This is a genomic window from Pseudomonas sp. C1C7, from assembly GCF_013359595.1.
Taxonomy (GTDB): Bacteria; Pseudomonadota; Gammaproteobacteria; order Pseudomonadales; family Pseudomonadaceae; genus Aquipseudomonas.
In genome coordinates this window covers 1-16028 of record NZ_JABFMP010000011.1, presented here as the reverse complement: position 1 = coordinate 16028, position 16028 = coordinate 1, and the positions used below count along the sequence as shown (strand labels likewise).

The 16028-nt window shown below is 55.5% G+C and carries 13 protein-coding genes and 4 tRNA genes; all 17 read right to left on the bottom strand.

From position 1 onward, the window contains the following. Window positions 1-2: 2 nt before the first annotated feature. The 17 genes from rpsG to birA all read right to left on the bottom strand — a co-directional run bounded on the left by rpsG (window position 3) and on the right by birA (window position 15889). The gene (gene rpsG, locus HNO86_RS11355; RefSeq protein ID WP_007957592.1) at window positions 3-476 is read right to left on the bottom strand and encodes a 30S ribosomal protein S7; all 474 of its coding nucleotides are present in this window, start codon (window positions 474-476) and stop codon (window positions 3-5) included. Window positions 477-585: 109 nt separating this feature from the next. Then, window positions 586-957: a 30S ribosomal protein S12 gene (gene rpsL / locus HNO86_RS11350; RefSeq protein WP_003186084.1), complete on the bottom strand. Its 372-nt coding sequence runs from the start codon at window positions 955-957 to the stop codon at window positions 586-588. A 216-nt stretch (window positions 958-1173) separates the two neighbouring features. Next, the gene (gene rpoC, locus HNO86_RS11345) at window positions 1174-5373 is read right to left on the bottom strand and encodes a DNA-directed RNA polymerase subunit beta' (RefSeq protein ID WP_175377082.1); all 4200 of its coding nucleotides are present in this window, start codon (window positions 5371-5373) and stop codon (window positions 1174-1176) included. A gap of 64 nt (window positions 5374-5437) precedes the next feature. After that, window positions 5438-9511: a DNA-directed RNA polymerase subunit beta gene (rpoB, locus tag HNO86_RS11340; protein ID WP_175377081.1), complete on the bottom strand. Its 4074-nt coding sequence runs from the start codon at window positions 9509-9511 to the stop codon at window positions 5438-5440. Between the two features lie 218 nt (window positions 9512-9729). Further along, a complete protein-coding gene (gene rplL / locus HNO86_RS11335; protein ID WP_007957596.1) occupies window positions 9730-10095 on the bottom strand; it encodes a 50S ribosomal protein L7/L12 in 366 nt (121 codons plus the stop codon). A gap of 78 nt (window positions 10096-10173) precedes the next feature. Beyond that, window positions 10174-10674 (bottom strand): 50S ribosomal protein L10, encoded by a 501-nt coding sequence (rplJ, locus tag HNO86_RS11330; RefSeq protein WP_175377080.1) that lies wholly within the window; start codon window positions 10672-10674, stop codon window positions 10174-10176. 198 nt (window positions 10675-10872) lie between these two features. Further along, window positions 10873-11568, bottom strand: a complete 696-nt coding sequence (gene rplA, locus HNO86_RS11325) for a 50S ribosomal protein L1 (protein WP_166226257.1) — start codon at window positions 11566-11568, stop codon at window positions 10873-10875. Next, the gene (gene rplK / locus HNO86_RS11320) at window positions 11568-11999 is read right to left on the bottom strand and encodes a 50S ribosomal protein L11 (protein WP_007933726.1); all 432 of its coding nucleotides are present in this window, start codon (window positions 11997-11999) and stop codon (window positions 11568-11570) included. Before rplK ends, rplA begins: the two co-directional genes overlap by 1 nt. Window positions 12000-12116: 117 nt before the next feature. Continuing rightward, window positions 12117-12650 (bottom strand): transcription termination/antitermination protein NusG, encoded by a 534-nt coding sequence (gene nusG, locus HNO86_RS11315; protein ID WP_007957598.1) that lies wholly within the window; start codon window positions 12648-12650, stop codon window positions 12117-12119. A gap of 9 nt (window positions 12651-12659) precedes the next feature. Beyond that, entirely contained in the window at window positions 12660-13028 is a 369-nt protein-coding gene (gene secE, locus HNO86_RS11310; protein WP_110965138.1) for a preprotein translocase subunit SecE, read from the bottom strand. 45 nt (window positions 13029-13073) lie between these two features. Continuing rightward, window positions 13074-13149: transfer RNA gene (locus tag HNO86_RS11305), tRNA-Trp, on the bottom strand. 167 nt (window positions 13150-13316) lie between these two features. Then, window positions 13317-13392, bottom strand: a tRNA-Thr gene (locus tag HNO86_RS11300). 26 nt (window positions 13393-13418) lie between these two features. Then, a tRNA-Gly gene (locus tag HNO86_RS11295) sits at window positions 13419-13492 on the bottom strand. 23 nt (window positions 13493-13515) lie between these two features. Further along, a tRNA-Tyr gene (locus HNO86_RS11290) sits at window positions 13516-13600 on the bottom strand. A 142-nt stretch (window positions 13601-13742) separates the two neighbouring features. After that, window positions 13743-14183, bottom strand: a complete 441-nt coding sequence (locus tag HNO86_RS11285) for a hypothetical protein (protein ID WP_175377079.1) — start codon at window positions 14181-14183, stop codon at window positions 13743-13745. A 7-nt stretch (window positions 14184-14190) separates the two neighbouring features. Continuing rightward, entirely contained in the window at window positions 14191-14940 is a 750-nt protein-coding gene (locus HNO86_RS11280; RefSeq protein ID WP_175377078.1) for a pantothenate kinase, read from the bottom strand. Next, complete coding sequence (birA, locus tag HNO86_RS11275; RefSeq protein WP_175377077.1) at window positions 14930-15889, bottom strand: bifunctional biotin--[acetyl-CoA-carboxylase] ligase/biotin operon repressor BirA; 960 nt, start codon at window positions 15887-15889, stop codon at window positions 14930-14932. Before birA ends, HNO86_RS11280 begins: the two co-directional genes overlap by 11 nt. Between the last annotated feature and the right edge of the window lie 139 nt (window positions 15890-16028).

The following is a 16028-nucleotide window of genomic DNA, read 5'->3' as shown; positions in this document are numbered from 1 at the left end:
AATTAGAAGCGGTAGTGCGAGAAAGCCTTGTTGGCTTCAGCCATACGGTGCACGTCTTCACGCTTCTTAACTGCAGCACCTTTACCTTCAGCGGCATCCAGCAGTTCGCCAGCCAAACGCAGAGCCATAGACTTCTCGCCACGCTTACGGGCGAAGTCTACCAACCAGCGCATTGCCAGAGCGTTACGACGGGAAGGACGAACCTCGACCGGAACCTGGTAAGTAGCACCACCAACGCGGCGCGACTTCACTTCGACCAGCGGAGCGATGGCGTCGAGTGCTTTTTCGAAGAGTTCCAGGGGATCGGTGCCGGTCTTACGAGCCGCAACGGTTTCCAGGGCACCATAAACGATACGCTCGGCAACGGCTTTCTTGCCGCTTTCCATAACGTGGTTCATGAATTTGGCGAGGATTTGGCTTCCGTATTTCGGATCGTCCAGAATCTCACGCTTTGCTGCTACGCGACGTCTTGGCATTGATAAGCCCTCAAACGGTCTTCAGGTTAGTTCGGAACAGATCTCGAGAGATGCGTGCCCGACCTTACTCTTATCGACTCAATAAAATAGATAACTGCAGAGCGGCCGATTACTTCGGACGCTTGGTACCGTACTTCGAACGACCCTGGTTACGACCTTTAACGCCGGAAGTATCCAAAGAACCGCGAACGGTGTGGTAACGAACACCTGGCAAGTCTTTTACACGACCGCCGCGGATCAGTACCACGCTGTGCTCTTGCAGGTTGTGGCCTTCACCACCGATGTACGAGGAAACCTCGAAACCGTTGGTCAGACGCACACGGCATACTTTACGCAGTGCCGAGTTAGGTTTTTTCGGCGTGGTGGTGTACACACGGGTGCACACGCCACGACGTTGCGGGCAGTTCTGCAGCGCAGGCACGTCGGATTTCTCGACGATACGCTTACGCGGCTGACGTACCAGCTGGTTGATAGTTGCCATCTACTAGCTCCACTGTTGTCTTGCGACGCTATTGTCTTGCAAGAAAAGCAAAATGGCAGGAACGAATCCCCGCCAAATTTAGGGGTACAAGAGTCTAAAGAGGATCCTGCCCCCAGTCAAGGCAAGGCCCCGCCCTCCCCGCATATCCAACCTCGACAATTTGTCTGGATTCGATGAACGGAGCGGCCAGGGCCTAACGCTTATTTACCGCAGAACTCAGTTACCGCTCGAGTTCAGCGCTTCGGTCAGTGCAGCTTCCACTTCACTGGCGCTAACGCGCAACGGTTTGTCTGCATCACGGCGACGCTTACGCTCGCTGTGATAAGCCAGACCGGTACCAGCCGGGATCAGGCGACCCACGACTACGTTTTCTTTCAGGCCGCGCAGATAATCGCGCTTGCCGGTTACCGCCGCCTCGGTCAGTACGCGAGTGGTTTCCTGGAAGGAAGCCGCCGAGATGAACGATTCGGTGGACAACGACGCCTTGGTGATACCCAGCAGAACGCGGGTGAACTTGGCGACAAACTTGTCTTCCGCGTTCAGACGCTCGTTCTCTACCAGTACGTGAGTCAGTTCCATCTGGTCGCCCTTGATGAAGCTGGAGTCGCCGGACTCGGAGATCTCAACTTTACGCAGCATCTGACGCAGGATGGTCTCGATGTGCTTGTCGTTGATCTTCACGCCTTGCAGACGGTAAACGTCCTGGATCTCGTTAACGATGTACTTGGCCAGCGCACTCACACCCAGCAGACGCAGGATGTCGTGTGGATCGCTTGGACCGTCGGAGATAACTTCGCCGCGGTTCACTTGTTCGCCTTCGAAGACGTTCAGGTGACGCCACTTCGGAATCAGCTCCTCATACGGATCGCTACCGTCGTTCGGGGTAATGACCAGACGGCGCTTGCCTTTGGTCTCTTTACCGAATGCGATGGTACCGCTGACTTCCGCCAGAATCGAAGCCTCTTTCGGACGACGAGCTTCGAACAAGTCGGCAACACGCGGCAGACCACCGGTGATGTCACGAGTCTTCGAAGTTTCTTGCGGAATACGCGCAATAACGTCACCGATCGCGATTTTCGCACCGTCCGCAACACCGACCAAGGCGTTAGCTGGCAGGAAGTACTGAGCGATAACGTCAGTGCCTGGCAGCAACAGATCCTTGCCGTTGTCGTCGACCATCTTCACGGCAGGACGGATATCCTTGCCAGCAGCTGGACGATCTTTCGGATCAAGTACTTCAATGTTGGTCATACCGGTCAATTCGTCAGTCTGACGCTTGATCGTGATGCCTTCTTCCATACCCACGTAGGTCACGGTACCTTTCATTTCGGTAACGATCGGGTGAGTGTGCGGATCCCACTTGGCCACGATGGCGCCGGCGTCGACCTTGTCACCTTCTTTAACCGAAATCACAGCACCGTATGGCAGCTTGTAACGCTCGCGCTCACGACCGAAGTCATCAGCGATAGCCAGCTCACCGGAACGGGATACCGCCACCAGGTGACCATCTGCTCGCTCAACGTGCTTCAGGTTGTGCAGACGGACGGTACCGCCATTCTTCACCTGAACGCTGTCGGCTGCGGAGGTCCGGCTTGCAGCACCACCGATGTGGAACGTACGCATTGTCAGCTGGGTACCCGGCTCACCAATGGACTGGGCAGCGATAACGCCGACCGATTCACCGATGTTCACCTGGTGACCACGAGCCAGATCACGGCCGTAGCACTTGGCGCAAATGCCATAGCGGGTTTCGCAGCTGATCGGCGAACGCACGATCACTTCGTCGATGCTGTTTAGCTCGATGAACTCAACCCACTTCTCGTCAACCAGCGTGCCGGCAGGAACGATGACGTCCTCGGTACCTGGCTTGAATACATCACGGGCGATAACACGACCCAATACGCGCTCACCCAGCGGCTCTACAACGTCACCGCCTTCAATGTGCGGAGTCATCAGCAGGCCGTGCTCAGTGCCGCAATCGATCTCGGTTACAACCAGATCCTGCGCCACGTCTACCAGACGACGAGTCAGGTAACCGGAGTTCGCAGTCTTCAAAGCGGTATCCGCCAGACCCTTACGAGCACCGTGAGTGGAGATGAAGTACTGAAGTACGCTCAAACCTTCACGGAAGTTCGCAGTAATCGGCGTCTCGATGATGGAACCGTCCGGCTTGGCCATCAGACCACGCATACCGGCGAGCTGACGGATCTGCGCAGCAGAACCCCGCGCACCCGAGTCGGCCATCATGTACATCGAGTTGAAGGATTCCTGGTCGACTTCGTCACCGTGACGGTCGATGACTTTCTCTTTCGAGAGGTTGGCCATCATCGCCTTGGAAACTTCGTCGTTCGCCTTGGACCAGAGGTCGATCACCTTGTTGTACTTCTCGCCCTGGGTTACCAGGCCGGAAGCGTACTGGCTTTCGATCTCTTTCACTTCGTCGGTAGCGGTACCGATGATGCGGGCTTTTTCATCAGGGATAACGAAGTCGTTAACACCGATGGAAACGCCGGAAATGGTCGAATAGGCAAAACCGGTGTACATCAACTGGTCAGCGAAGATCACGGTCTCTTTCAGACCAACCACGCGGTAGCACTGGTTGATCAGCTTCGAGATCGCCTTTTTCTTCATCGGCAAGTTGACGACGTCGAAAGACAGACCTTTTGGTACGACCTGGAACAACAGCGCACGGCCGACGGTGGTGTCGACGATACGGGTGCTGGTCACGCTGCCGCCATCACGATCGTTAACAGTTTCGTTGATCCGCACTTTGACTTTCGCGTGCAGCGCGGCTTCGCCAGCGCGGAATACGCGGTCAACTTCCTGCAGATCCGCGAACACACGACCTTCGCCCTTGGCGTTGATCGCTTCACGAGTCATGTAGTACAGACCCAATACAACGTCCTGCGACGGAACGATGATCGGCTCACCGTTGGCTGGCGACAGAATGTTGTTGGTCGACATCATCAACGCACGCGCTTCCAGTTGGGCTTCCAGTGTCAGCGGTACGTGCACGGCCATTTGGTCGCCGTCGAAGTCGGCGTTGTACGCAGCACAGACCAGCGGGTGCAACTGGATAGCCTTACCTTCGATCAGTACCGGTTCAAACGCCTGGATACCCAGACGGTGAAGGGTCGGTGCACGGTTGAGCAGGACCGGGTGTTCGCGAATCACTTCAGCGAGAACGTCCCAAACTTCCGGCAGCTCGCGCTCGACCATCTTTTTGGCGGCCTTGATGGTGGTTGCGAGACCACGCATTTCCAGCTTGCCGAAAATGAACGGCTTGAACAGCTCGAGAGCCATTTTCTTCGGCAGACCGCACTGGTGCAGACGCAGGGTCGGACCTACGGTAATTACCGAACGACCGGAGTAGTCAACACGCTTACCGAGCAGGTTCTGACGGAAACGACCTTGCTTACCCTTGATCATGTCAGCCAGGGATTTCAGAGGGCGCTTGTTGGAACCGGTGATAGCGCGGCCACGACGACCGTTGTCGAGCAGTGCGTCGACAGCTTCCTGCAACATACGCTTTTCGTTGCGCACGATGATGTCCGGAGCGGACAGATCGAGCAGACGCTTCAAGCGGTTGTTACGGTTGATCACTCGACGATACAGATCGTTGAGGTCGGAAGTCGCGAAACGACCGCCATCCAGTGGGACCAGTGGACGCAGATCTGGCGGCAGAACCGGCAGAACGGTCAACACCATCCACTCTGGCAGGTTGCCGGAACCCTGGAAGGCTTCCATCAACTTCAGACGCTTGGACAGCTTCTTGATTTTGGTTTCGGAGTTGGTTTGCGGAATTTCTTCACGCAGACGGCCAATCTCGTGTTCCAGATCGATGGCGTGCAGTAGTTCGCGGACAGCTTCGGCACCCATGCGGGCATCGAAATCGTCACCGAATTCTTCGAGGGCTTCGAAGTACTGCTCGTCGTTCAGCAGCTGACCTTTTTCAAGGGTGGTCATGCCTGGGTCGATAACGACGTAGCTCTCGAAGTAGAGAACGCGCTCGATATCACGCAGGGTCATGTCCATCAGCAACCCGATACGGGACGGCAGCGACTTCAGGAACCAGATGTGGGCAACCGGCGATGCCAGTTCAATGTGCGCCATGCGCTCACGACGAACTTTTGCCAGCGCAACTTCAACGCCGCACTTCTCGCAGATCACACCGCGGTGCTTCAAGCGCTTGTACTTACCGCACAGGCACTCGTAATCCTTTACCGGGCCAAAGATCTTGGCGCAGAACAGACCGTCACGCTCAGGCTTGAACGTACGGTAGTTGATGGTTTCCGGCTTTTTAACTTCACCGAACGACCACGAACGGATCATCTCAGGCGATGCCAATCCGATACGGATGGCATCGAACTCTTCGACTTGACCCTGGTTTTTCAGCAAATTCAGTAGGTCTTTCAAGGCCTTTCCTCCTGGCGGAGCAGAGAGCGGGCAATCCTGCCCCGCTCTCGATTCGCGTCACGTGTTATTCGGTTTCCAGATCGATATCGATGCCGAGGGAACGAATTTCTTTGATCAACACGTTGAAGGACTCGGGCATGCCCGGCTCCATACGGTGATCGCCGTCCACGATGTTTTTGTACATCTTGGTCCGACCGTTCACATCGTCCGACTTCACTGTGAGCATTTCTTGCAGAGTGTATGCAGCACCGTATGCTTCCAGTGCCCAGACCTCCATCTCCCCGAAACGCTGACCACCGAACTGCGCCTTACCACCCAGCGGCTGCTGGGTAACCAGGCTGTACGAACCGGTAGAACGCGCGTGCATCTTGTCGTCTACCAAGTGGTTCAGCTTCAGCATGTACATGTAGCCAACGGTAACCGGGCGCTCGAATTTGTTGCCGGTACGGCCGTCGGTCAGCTGCATCTGGCCGCTTTCTGGCAGATCAGCCAGTTTCAGCATGGCCTTGATTTCAACTTCCTTGGCACCGTCGAATACCGGAGTGGCCATAGGAACACCGTTGCGCAGGTTCTGAGCCAGATCCAGGATTTCCTGGTCGGAGAACGTATCCAGCGCTTCGTTACGACCACCGATCTGGTTGTAGATCTCATCCAGGAAGGTGCGCAGTTCAGCGACCTTACGCTGCTCTTCGACCATGCGGTTGATCTTCTCGCCCAGACCTTTGGCCGCCAAGCCCAGGTGGGTTTCGAGAATCTGACCAACGTTCATACGCGAAGGTACGCCCAACGGGTTGAGGACCACATCGACCGGTGTGCCGTTGGCATCGTGCGGCATGTCTTCAACCGGCATGATCACGGAGACCACACCCTTGTTACCGTGACGACCGGCCATCTTGTCGCCCGGCTGGATGCGACGACGGATTGCCAGGTACACCTTGACGATTTTCAGCACGCCTGGAGCCAGGTCATCGCCCTGCTGCAGTTTGCGCTTCTTGTCTTCGAACTTGTCGTCCAGCAGACGGCGGCGATCAACGATGTAGGCCTGAGCCTTCTCGAGCTGCTCGTTCAGAGCATCTTCAGCCATGCGCAGTTTGAACCACTGACCATGCTCAAGACCGTCGAGGACTTCATCAGAGATGACCTGACCTTTCTTCAGACCTGCGCCACCTTCGGCTACGTGGCCGACCAGAGCGGAACGCAGACGCTCGAAGGTAGCGCCTTCAACGATACGGAACTCTTCGTTCAGATCCTTGCGGATCTCGTCGAGCTGGCTCTTCTCGATGGACAGGGCACGGCTGTCGCGCTCAACGCCATCGCGGGTGAAGACCTGAACGTCGATGACAGTACCCTTGGTACCGGTTGGTACGCGCAGGGAAGTGTCTTTAACGTCGCTGGCCTTCTCACCGAAGATCGCGCGCAGCAGTTTCTCTTCCGGAGTCAGTTGGGTCTCGCCTTTCGGAGTGACCTTACCAACCAGGATGTCGCCCGGGCCAACTTCGGCACCAACGTACACGATACCGGCTTCGTCCAGCTTGTTCAGTGCAGCCTCACCCACGTTCGGGATGTCCGCAGTGATTTCCTCTGGGCCAAGCTTGGTGTCACGCGCCACACAGGTCAGTTCCTGAATGTGGATCGTGGTGAAACGGTCTTCCTGAACCACACGCTCGGACAGGCAGATGGAGTCTTCGAAGTTGAAGCCGTTCCATGCCATGAACGCGATGCGCATGTTCTGACCCAGAGCCAGTTCACCCATGTCGGTGGACGGACCGTCGGCCATGATGTCGCTGCGCTGAACCCGATCACCTTTACGCACCAGCGGACGCTGGTTGATGCAGGTGTTCTGGTTGGAGCGGGTGTATTTGGTCAGGTTGTAGATGTCCACACCGGCTTCACCGGTTTCAACTTCGTCATCTGCAACACGAACAACAATACGGCTGGCGTCGACAGAGTCGATCACGCCGCCACGACGAGCCACGACGCAAACGCCGGAGTCGCGAGCCACGTTACGCTCCATACCGGTACCTACCAGCGGCTTGTCAGCACGCAGGGTTGGTACAGCTTGACGCTGCATGTTCGAACCCATCAACGCACGGTTGGCGTCGTCGTGCTCGAGGAACGGGATCAGCGACGCTGCAACCGAAACAACCTGCTTCGGCGATACGTCCATCAAGGTGACGTCTTCTGGCGCCTTGACGGTGAACTCGTTCAGGTGACGAACGGCTACCAGCTCATCGACCAGGTACTTCTTCTCGTTCATCGTGGCCGAAGCCTGAGCGATCACGTGATCAGCTTCTTCGATGGCGGAGAGGAATACGATGTCGTCAGTGACCAGAGCGTCTTTCACCACGCGGTACGGGCTCTCGAGGAAGCCGTACTGGTTGGTGCGCGCATACGCAGCCAGGGAGTTGATCAGACCGATGTTCGGACCTTCCGGCGTTTCAATCGGGCATACGCGACCGTAGTGAGTCGGGTGTACGTCACGAACTTCAAAGCCGGCGCGCTCACGAGTCAAACCACCTGGGCCGAGTGCGGAAACACGACGCTTGTGGGTAATTTCGGACAGCGGGTTGTTCTGGTCCATGAACTGGGACAGCTGGCTGGAACCGAAGAACTCTTTGACCGCCGCAGCCACTGGCTTGGCGTTGATGAGGTCTTGCGGCATCAGGCCTTCGCTTTCCGCCATCGACAGACGCTCTTTGACCGCACGCTCAACACGCACCAGGCCAACGCGGAACTGGTTCTCGGCCATCTCGCCTACACAGCGAACACGACGGTTACCCAGGTGGTCGATGTCATCGACGATTCCTTTACCGTTACGGATGTCGACCAGAGTCTTCAGTACCGCGACGATGTCTTCCTTGCACAGCACGCCCGAACCTTCGATTTCGGTACGACCGATACGACGGTTGAACTTCATCCGGCCGACCGCGGACAGGTCATAGCGCTCAGGACTGAAGAACAGGTTGTTGAACAGCGTTTCGGCAGCGTCTTTGGTTGGCGGCTCGCCTGGACGCATCATGCGATAGATCTCGACCAGCGCTTCCAATTGGTTGCTGGTGGAGTCGATCTTCAGCGTATCGGAGATGAACGGACCGCAGTCGATGTCGTTGGTGTACAGCGTCTCGACGCGAACGACCTGAGCCTTGGCGATTTTTGCCAGAATCTCGGTGCTCAGCTCGGTGTTGCACTCGGCCAGGATTTCGCCGGTAGCCGGATGCACGATCGCCTTGGCGGTAGTACGACCCAGGACGTAGTCCAGAGGCACGTCCAGCATCTTGATGCCGGCTTTTTCGATCTGGTTGATGTGGCGCGCGGTAATACGACGACCCTGCTCAACGATGACTTTGCCGCTGGCATCCTGGATGTCCAGAACAGCAACTTCGCCACGCAGGCGGGAAGGCACCAGTTCCAGACTGAGCGTTTCGCCGCTCAGGTGGAATACGTTGGTGGTGTAGAACGCGTCCAGCACTTCTTCAGTGGTGTAGCCGAGCGCGCGCAGCAATACCGATGCAGGCAGCTTGCGACGACGGTCGATACGCACGAATACGCAGTCTTTCGGGTCGAACTCGAAGTCCAGCCACGAACCGCGGTAAGGAATGATGCGCGCGGAGTACAGCAGCTTACCGGAGCTGTGCGTCTTGCCACGGTCGTGGTCGAAGAACACACCCGGAGAACGGTGCAGCTGGGAAACGATCACACGCTCGGTACCGTTGATTACGAAGGTACCGTTTTCAGTCATCAGGGGGATTTCACCCATGTAGACTTCTTGCTCTTTGATGTCCTTGATCGCTTTGTTCGACGATTCTTTGTCGAAAATGATCAGGCGCACTTTTACCCGCAAAGGTACGGCGTAAGTTACACCGCGCAATACGCATTCTTTGACATCAAATGCCGGTTCGCCCAGACGATAACCGACGTACTCCAGCGCAGCATTGCCGGAGTAGCTGATGATCGGGAAAACGGATTTGAAGGCCGCATGCAGGCCCACGTCGCGGAACTGATCTTTAGTCGCTCCCGCTTGCAAGAATTCACGATACGAATCCAGCTGGATGGCCAGGAGGTAAGGCACATCCATGACGTCCGGCAACTTGCTAAAGTCCTTGCGGATACGTTTTTTCTCAGTGTATGAGTAAGCCATCAGCGTTCCCCAGCTTGGTCACCTGCTTGTTTGGCCCTCCCGACGGGAGTAGCCAGAAAATCGTGCAAACCCCATGGTTTGCGCCACCGCATCGGGTGGTACAGCTCGTTATAGGCGCCGACCCAGTCGAGCGCCAATAACGGAAAAAGGCCGGTGGCAAAAGCCACCAGCCATCAGCCTTTCGCTTGACGCTCGGGCTGGAGGAGCAAAGTCGATGCTTACTTCAGCTCGACTTTAGCGCCTGCTTCTTCCAGCTTCTTCTTAGCGTCTTCAGCAGCTTCTTTCGAAACGCCTTCAGCTACAACCTGAGGAGCGCCGTCGACTTTCTCTTTGGCTTCTTTCAGGCCCAGACCGGTCAGTTCACGAACTGCCTTGATCACGTTTACTTTCTTCTCGCCGGCTTCAACCAGAACAACGTTGAACTCGGTTTGCTCTTCAACAACAGCGGCAGCAGCAGCTGGACCAGCAGCAGCAACAGCAGCGGTCACGCCGAAGGTTTCTTCCATTGCTTTGATCAGCTCAACAACTTCCAGAACGGTTTTCTGGCCGATTGCTTCGATGATTTGTTCGTTAGTCAGAGACATGACTTGAATCCTGTATTGGGGTGACAGCCTACGCAGCCATCAAATTAAACATATGATTTTGAAAGATTCGACTGCGCCTTAGGCTGCAGCAGCTTCTTTCTGGTCGCGAACGGCTGCCAGGGTACGAGCCAGCTTGCTGGTAGCGCCTTGGATCACGCTCATCAGTTTCGCAATAGCTTCGTCGCGGGTCGGCAAAGTAGCCAACACGTCGATCTGGTTAGCGGCAAGGAACTTGCCATCAAACGCAGCTGCCTTGATCTCGAACTTGTCCTGACCCTTGGCGAACTCTTTGAACAGACGAGCAGCAGCGCCCGGGTGTTCGTTGGAGAAAGCGATCAGGGTAGGGCCGGTGAACACGTCGTTGAGAACACTGAACTCAGTGCCATCAACAGCGCGCTTAAGCAGGGTGTTACGTACGACACGTACATAAACGCCAGCTTCACGAGCCTCTTTACGGAGTCCGGTCATTGCGCCTACTGTTACGCCACGGGCATCAGCCACGACAGCGGACAGAGCGACTTTGGCAGCCTCGTTGACTTCAGCGACGATGGCCTTCTTGTCTTCGAGTTTAATTGCCACGGGTTTAACTCCTGCTTGTTACCGTTTCATCCAGTCGAAACCGGATGTCGTTTTGGTGTCTGATTCGGTAAGGAACCGGGAGCACCATCTGCGTAGGCTTGTGGTTTAAGACTTTCGTCGCCTACGGTCTTGGACAGCCCCCGCCAGGCAGGGACCCCAATTTTTCAATTGGCGCAATCGCTTGCGCCAATTCGCGTCTTACGCGTCCAGCGAGCTCTGGTCGATCACCAGACCTGGGCCCATGGTGGTGCTCAGGGTTACGCGCTTGACGTAGATACCTTTCGAAGAAGCTGGCTTGATACGCTTCAGGTCAGCGATCAGGGCTTCAACGTTTTCCTTCAGCTTGACGGCGTCGAAGCCGATCTTGCCAACGGAAGTGTGGATGATGCCGTTTTTATCGGTGCGATAACGAACCTGACCAGCCTTGGCGTTTTTAACCGCGGTAGCTACGTCTGGCGTTACGGTGCCGACTTTAGGGTTAGGCATCAGACCACGTGGACCGAGGATCTGACCCAGCTGACCTACGACACGCATTGCATCAGGAGATGCAATCACTACGTCATAGTTCAGGTCGCCACCTTTCATTTCGGCAGCCAGTTCGTCCATACCTACACGGTCAGCGCCGGCAGCCAGAGCGGCCTCAGCAGCTGGACCCTGGGTGAACACGGCAACGCGAACGGTCTTGCCAGTGCCGTGCGGCAGCACGGTAGCGCTACGAACGACCTGGTCGGATTTACGTGGGTCAACGCCCAGGTTTACAGCAACGTCGAACGACTCGCTGAACTTGACAGTCGACAGCTCGGCCAGCAGTGCAGCGGCGTCTACAATGTTGTAGGCCTTGCCTGCTTCGATTTTGCCGGCGATAGCCTTTTGACGCTTGGTCAGCTTAGCCATTACACACCCTCCACGTTAAGGCCCATGCTACGAGCAGAACCGGCGATAGTACGCACGGCTGCTTCCATATCAGCTGCAGTCAGATCCGCGTTTTTGGTTTTCGCGATTTCTTCCAGCTGAGCACGAGTTACGGTGCCAACCTTAACGGTGTTCGGACGAGCGGAACCGCTGGTCAGACCTGCCGCCTTCTTCAGCAGAACCGAAGCAGGGGTGGATTTGGTTTCGAACGTGAAGCTACGGTCGCTGTAAACAGTGATGATCACTGGAGTCGGCAGACCTGGCTCAAGACCCTGAGTACGGGCGTTGAAAGCCTTGCAGAATTCCATGATGTTCACGCCGTGCTGACCCAGAGCAGGACCAACAGGTGGGCTTGGGTTAGCCTGAGCGGCCTTCACTTGCAGCTTGATGTAAGCGGTAATCTTCTTGGCCATGAGGCACTCCAATTACGGGTTCAAACGCCTCGAAAGGCTCCCCGGTTGCTTGCGCGTTTATCCCAGTGACGACAAAACCCCACAGCCTATGGCTGCGGGGTTGGGATGCTTGCTCAACTAGACCTTTTCGACCTGGCTGAACTCCAACTCTACCGGAGTAGAGCGACCGAAAATGAGCACTGCCACTTGGATCCGGCTCTTTTCGTAGTTAACTTCTTCAACAACGCCATTAAAGTCAGCGAACGGACCGTCGTTGACACGAACAGTCTCACCCGGCTCAAACAGAGTCTTAGGCTTCGGCTTATCGCTACCATCAGCGACACGACGCAGAATTGCCTCTGCTTCTTTGTCAGTAATCGGCGCAGGTTTATCAGCGGTCCCACCGATAAAGCCCATGACACGAGGAGTATCCTTGACCAAGTGCCAAGTACCCTCGTTCATATCCATTTGGACCAACACATAGCCTGGAAAGAATTTGCGCTCACTTTTGCGCTTCTGGCCATTCCGCATCTCAACCACCTCTTCAGTGGGGACCAGAATCTCGCCGAAGCCATCTTCCATACCAGCCAGCTTTACACGCTCGATCAATGAGCGCATTACGTGCTTCTCGTAACCCGAGTAAGCATGAACAACATACCAACGCTTAGCCACGGGACACCCTTAACCGACAATCAAGGAAACAAGCCAGCCGAGCAGGGAATCAAGACCCCACAACAGCAACGCCATAACCAGTACAACAGCCACAACGATCAACGTGGTCTGAGTGGTTTCCTGACGAGTTGGCCATACGACTTTACGAATTTCGGTGCGCGCTTCCTTCACCAGAACAAAGAAAGACTTACCCTTGACAGTCTGCAAACCCACAAACGCAGCGACAGCAGCAATCACGAGCAAAGCAAGCACACGGTACAGGATCGGCGAAGCAGAGAAGTACTGATTGCCAACAACGCCAACAACCACCAAAGCGACTACCACTAGCCACTTGAGCAGATCGAAGCGAGAGCCTTGAGCTTCAGCTTTAGGAGTCATCTATGAAGATCCTGTGAAAAGAAAGCCAGATACACCTGGTGAATCTGGCAGGTCAGGAGGGAATCGAACCCCCAACCTACGGTTTTGGAGACCGTCGCTCTGCCAATTGAGCTACTGACCTAAAACAAAATCAGGCCGACCATTATGCTGACCTGAAGGAGACTTTACAACAGCTTAATCAATGACCCGGTCTATACAGGAATCCAGCGGTACAACACTGCCGAACCCAACACAACCACTGCAGGCCATTAAAACAAAGGCAGATATTTTCATATCTGCCTTGTCATATGGAGCTCTTGAGCGGATTTGAACCGCTGACCTCACCCTTACCAAGGGTGTGCTCTACCAACTGAGCTACAAGAGCGTAACACTATGCAAAACCTGCAAACTTGGAGCGGGTAGCGGGAATCGAACCCGCATCATCAGCTTGGAAGGCTGAGGTTCTACCACTAAACTATACCCGCGAGGCTTGCAGCTCTCGCTAAAATGGTGGAGGGGGAAGGATTCGAACCTTCGAAGTCGTAGACGTCAGATTTACAGTCTGATCCCTTTGGCCGCTCGGGAACCCCTCCTAAGCGAGCCGGCATTCTATACTATGCCAGCCTTCTGTCAAGCATTTTCTCATTAAAATCTTGAGGTTAGCTGCTTTGACTTCGCTTCACACCGCTTACCGCTTTAGGTCTTCGCTGTGGAGCGGGCGCCATTCTATGCAAACTATTCGGAAGGCGCAACCCCCTCGCAAGGCATTATTTTATGTTTTAACTCATTGAATTCTTTAGAAAGGTTTATCAGCTGCAGGTCATCCAGCCAGCGCCTGCTTTCCGGGGCAACACGCACCCAGTACGACGCGGTTTCCGAGCCCGCCCTGGGCAAACTTTGAAACTTGACTTCCATACCCGTCAACCTGCGCTCAAGCCCCTGAGCTGCGTCCTGCCGAGCAAAACCACCCAAGTAAAGACAACCACCATCAGCCTGAACCACCTTGCCCTTCTCCCTAGCTGTGTCAGGTGCCTCACTCAGAAGCCGAATATCCTGCTGCCCTCCTTTATATAAACTCAGAGGCGTTACGTCCTTTGCCCGCAAAGGAGCCTCTTGCTGATGCCAGATATAGTAAAAGACGTTCAGAACAAGCAGCAGTAAAAACAACCAGCGCATAAAGACCTCAGGGCAAGGGACAAGCCATGGCCAAGCCAACAAATACCAGATCCGGAACCACCTTGGCCTGCGACACCATCTCCGAGACCTGGGATGCATCCCCACCTGTAAGAAAGACCGTGAAGTCTTGCCCCCAATAGTCGCGCGCCAATTCAAGCTGAGTGAGAACGAAACCACGCAACATCAGCAGACAACCACGCTCGACCGCCTCAACCGTCGTACGACCCGGGACAAGGTTCTCCAACGCACGTTCAGCCGCAGCATCGCCATAGCGAATTTTCCGGGTATGGGTACGGAGCTGATTACGCATCAACGGCATCCCCGGACAAATGAACCCACCAAGATGCTCGCCATCCGCGGCAACGAAATCCGCTGTAACTGCCGTACCAAAATCCAATACAAGGCACGCGCCCGCAGCCAGGTGATACCCCCCCAACAAGGCGAGCCAGCGATCAAGTCCCAGCCGCTCAAATTCTTCGTAACCATTACGAACGCCGGACATTTCCTGTACTGGAGTGGCACAGACCACCGAAACATCAAAGGATGCCTTTAGCAATGCGATTAACACACCAGTTTCCTCGGCAGTGCGGACACTCACCAGCCGACAAAACTTCAAGGACAACCCACCCAGCGCATTCAAACCGTCAATCAGCGCATGATCAGAATCGGCAACACCCTCCCCCACCAGCAGGCAGGCATTCGCGCCGAGTACACGCCACTTGATAAAGCTGTTTCCACAGTCAAGCTCAAGAATCATTGCGCAACCTCAAGCTGAGCTCGCCGCCACTGAAGACCTTTTCCACACCACCTACCTTCAGACGCAAGGCGCCCTGACTATCGATACCTAATACTTCACCATCGATCTGGTTGGCCCCTGCAATTAGCGACACTGCGCGCCCCTGCCATAGATGGTTTTGCTCCCACTCAGCCTGGACTGCTGCAAACCCGCCGACCCGATGCTGTTCGAGGTATTTCTGAAGCATCCCCCCCAGCTCTGCAACCAAACGATTACGATCGAAGGCCCTGCTGGCCTCCAAGCGCATAGAGGTCCACTGCTGATCAACCTCATCAGTCATCTGCATGTTCACATTTATACCGACACCCAGCACCACGTGACACACATCAGCAGGATCACCAACCAACTCAAGCAATATCCCTGCGATTTTCTTTTGGCCGACCAAGACATCGTTAGGCCACTTCAAGCCCACACCAGGAACACCAAGCTCACGCAAAGACTGCATAACGGCGAGCCCAACAACAAGGCTCAGGCCTTCAAGCTGGCGCATCCCACCATCAATACGCAGCACCAGGCTGTAGTAGACGTTTTCCGCGAACGGACTTACCCACTTCCGACCGCGCCGCCCGCGCCCAGCTGTCTGCCGCTCAGCGAGCACCAGAAATGGCGCAGCCTGAAGCCGCTCGATCGCCCGCAGGGCCTCAGCGTTCGTAGAGTCGATTGAGTCGAAGACCAGCACAGGCCAATCGCGGTACGGCGGCATTTTCTTGATTTCTGCGGGATCAAGTAGCGTCAGCGGCGCAGACAATTGATAGCCACGCCCTCGCACTTTGTGAATGGTCAGCCCCAGCTCAGCCTCTAGCTGTTGAAGCTGCTTCCATACAGCACTGCGACTGACACCCAAGGCAGAACCCAGAGCTTGGCCCGAGTGAAATCGACCATCCTTAAGAAGCTTTAACAACGTCAGCATGCAAGTCTCGCCTCACCATGAGGCCCGCATGATAGCCACGCCCGGAGCTATTGCATAGAAATGTGGCGAAACGAACTTTTCCGCGCGCAAAAACAAAACCCCAACTGCTTTCGCAATTGGGGTTTCGGAATTTAATCTT

Excerpts from the sequence above, each read along its gene's own strand:
- rpoB (WP_175377081.1), bottom strand. The coding sequence starts at position 9,511 with ATGGCTTACTCATACACTGAGAAAAAACGTATCCGCAAGGACTTTAGC.
- HNO86_RS11285 (WP_175377079.1), bottom strand. The coding sequence starts at position 14,183 with ATGCGCTGGTTGTTTTTACTGCTGCTTGTTCTGAACGTCTTTTACTAT.
- rplL (WP_007957596.1), bottom strand. The coding sequence starts at position 10,095 with ATGTCTCTGACTAACGAACAAATCATCGAAGCAATCGGCCAGAAAACC.
- rpsG (WP_007957592.1), bottom strand. The coding sequence starts at position 476 with ATGCCAAGACGTCGCGTAGCAGCAAAGCGTGAGATTCTGGACGATCCG.
- rpsL (WP_003186084.1), bottom strand. The coding sequence starts at position 957 with ATGGCAACTATCAACCAGCTGGTACGTCAGCCGCGTAAGCGTATCGTC.
- secE (WP_110965138.1), bottom strand. The coding sequence starts at position 13,028 with ATGACTCCTAAAGCTGAAGCTCAAGGCTCTCGCTTCGATCTGCTCAAG.
- birA (WP_175377077.1), bottom strand. The coding sequence starts at position 15,889 with ATGCTGACGTTGTTAAAGCTTCTTAAGGATGGTCGATTTCACTCGGGC.
- rplA (WP_166226257.1), bottom strand. The coding sequence starts at position 11,568 with ATGGCTAAGCTGACCAAGCGTCAAAAGGCTATCGCCGGCAAAATCGAA.
- HNO86_RS11280 (WP_175377078.1), bottom strand. The coding sequence starts at position 14,940 with ATGATTCTTGAGCTTGACTGTGGAAACAGCTTTATCAAGTGGCGTGTA.
- rplK (WP_007933726.1), bottom strand. The coding sequence starts at position 11,999 with ATGGCCAAGAAGATTACCGCTTACATCAAGCTGCAAGTGAAGGCCGCT.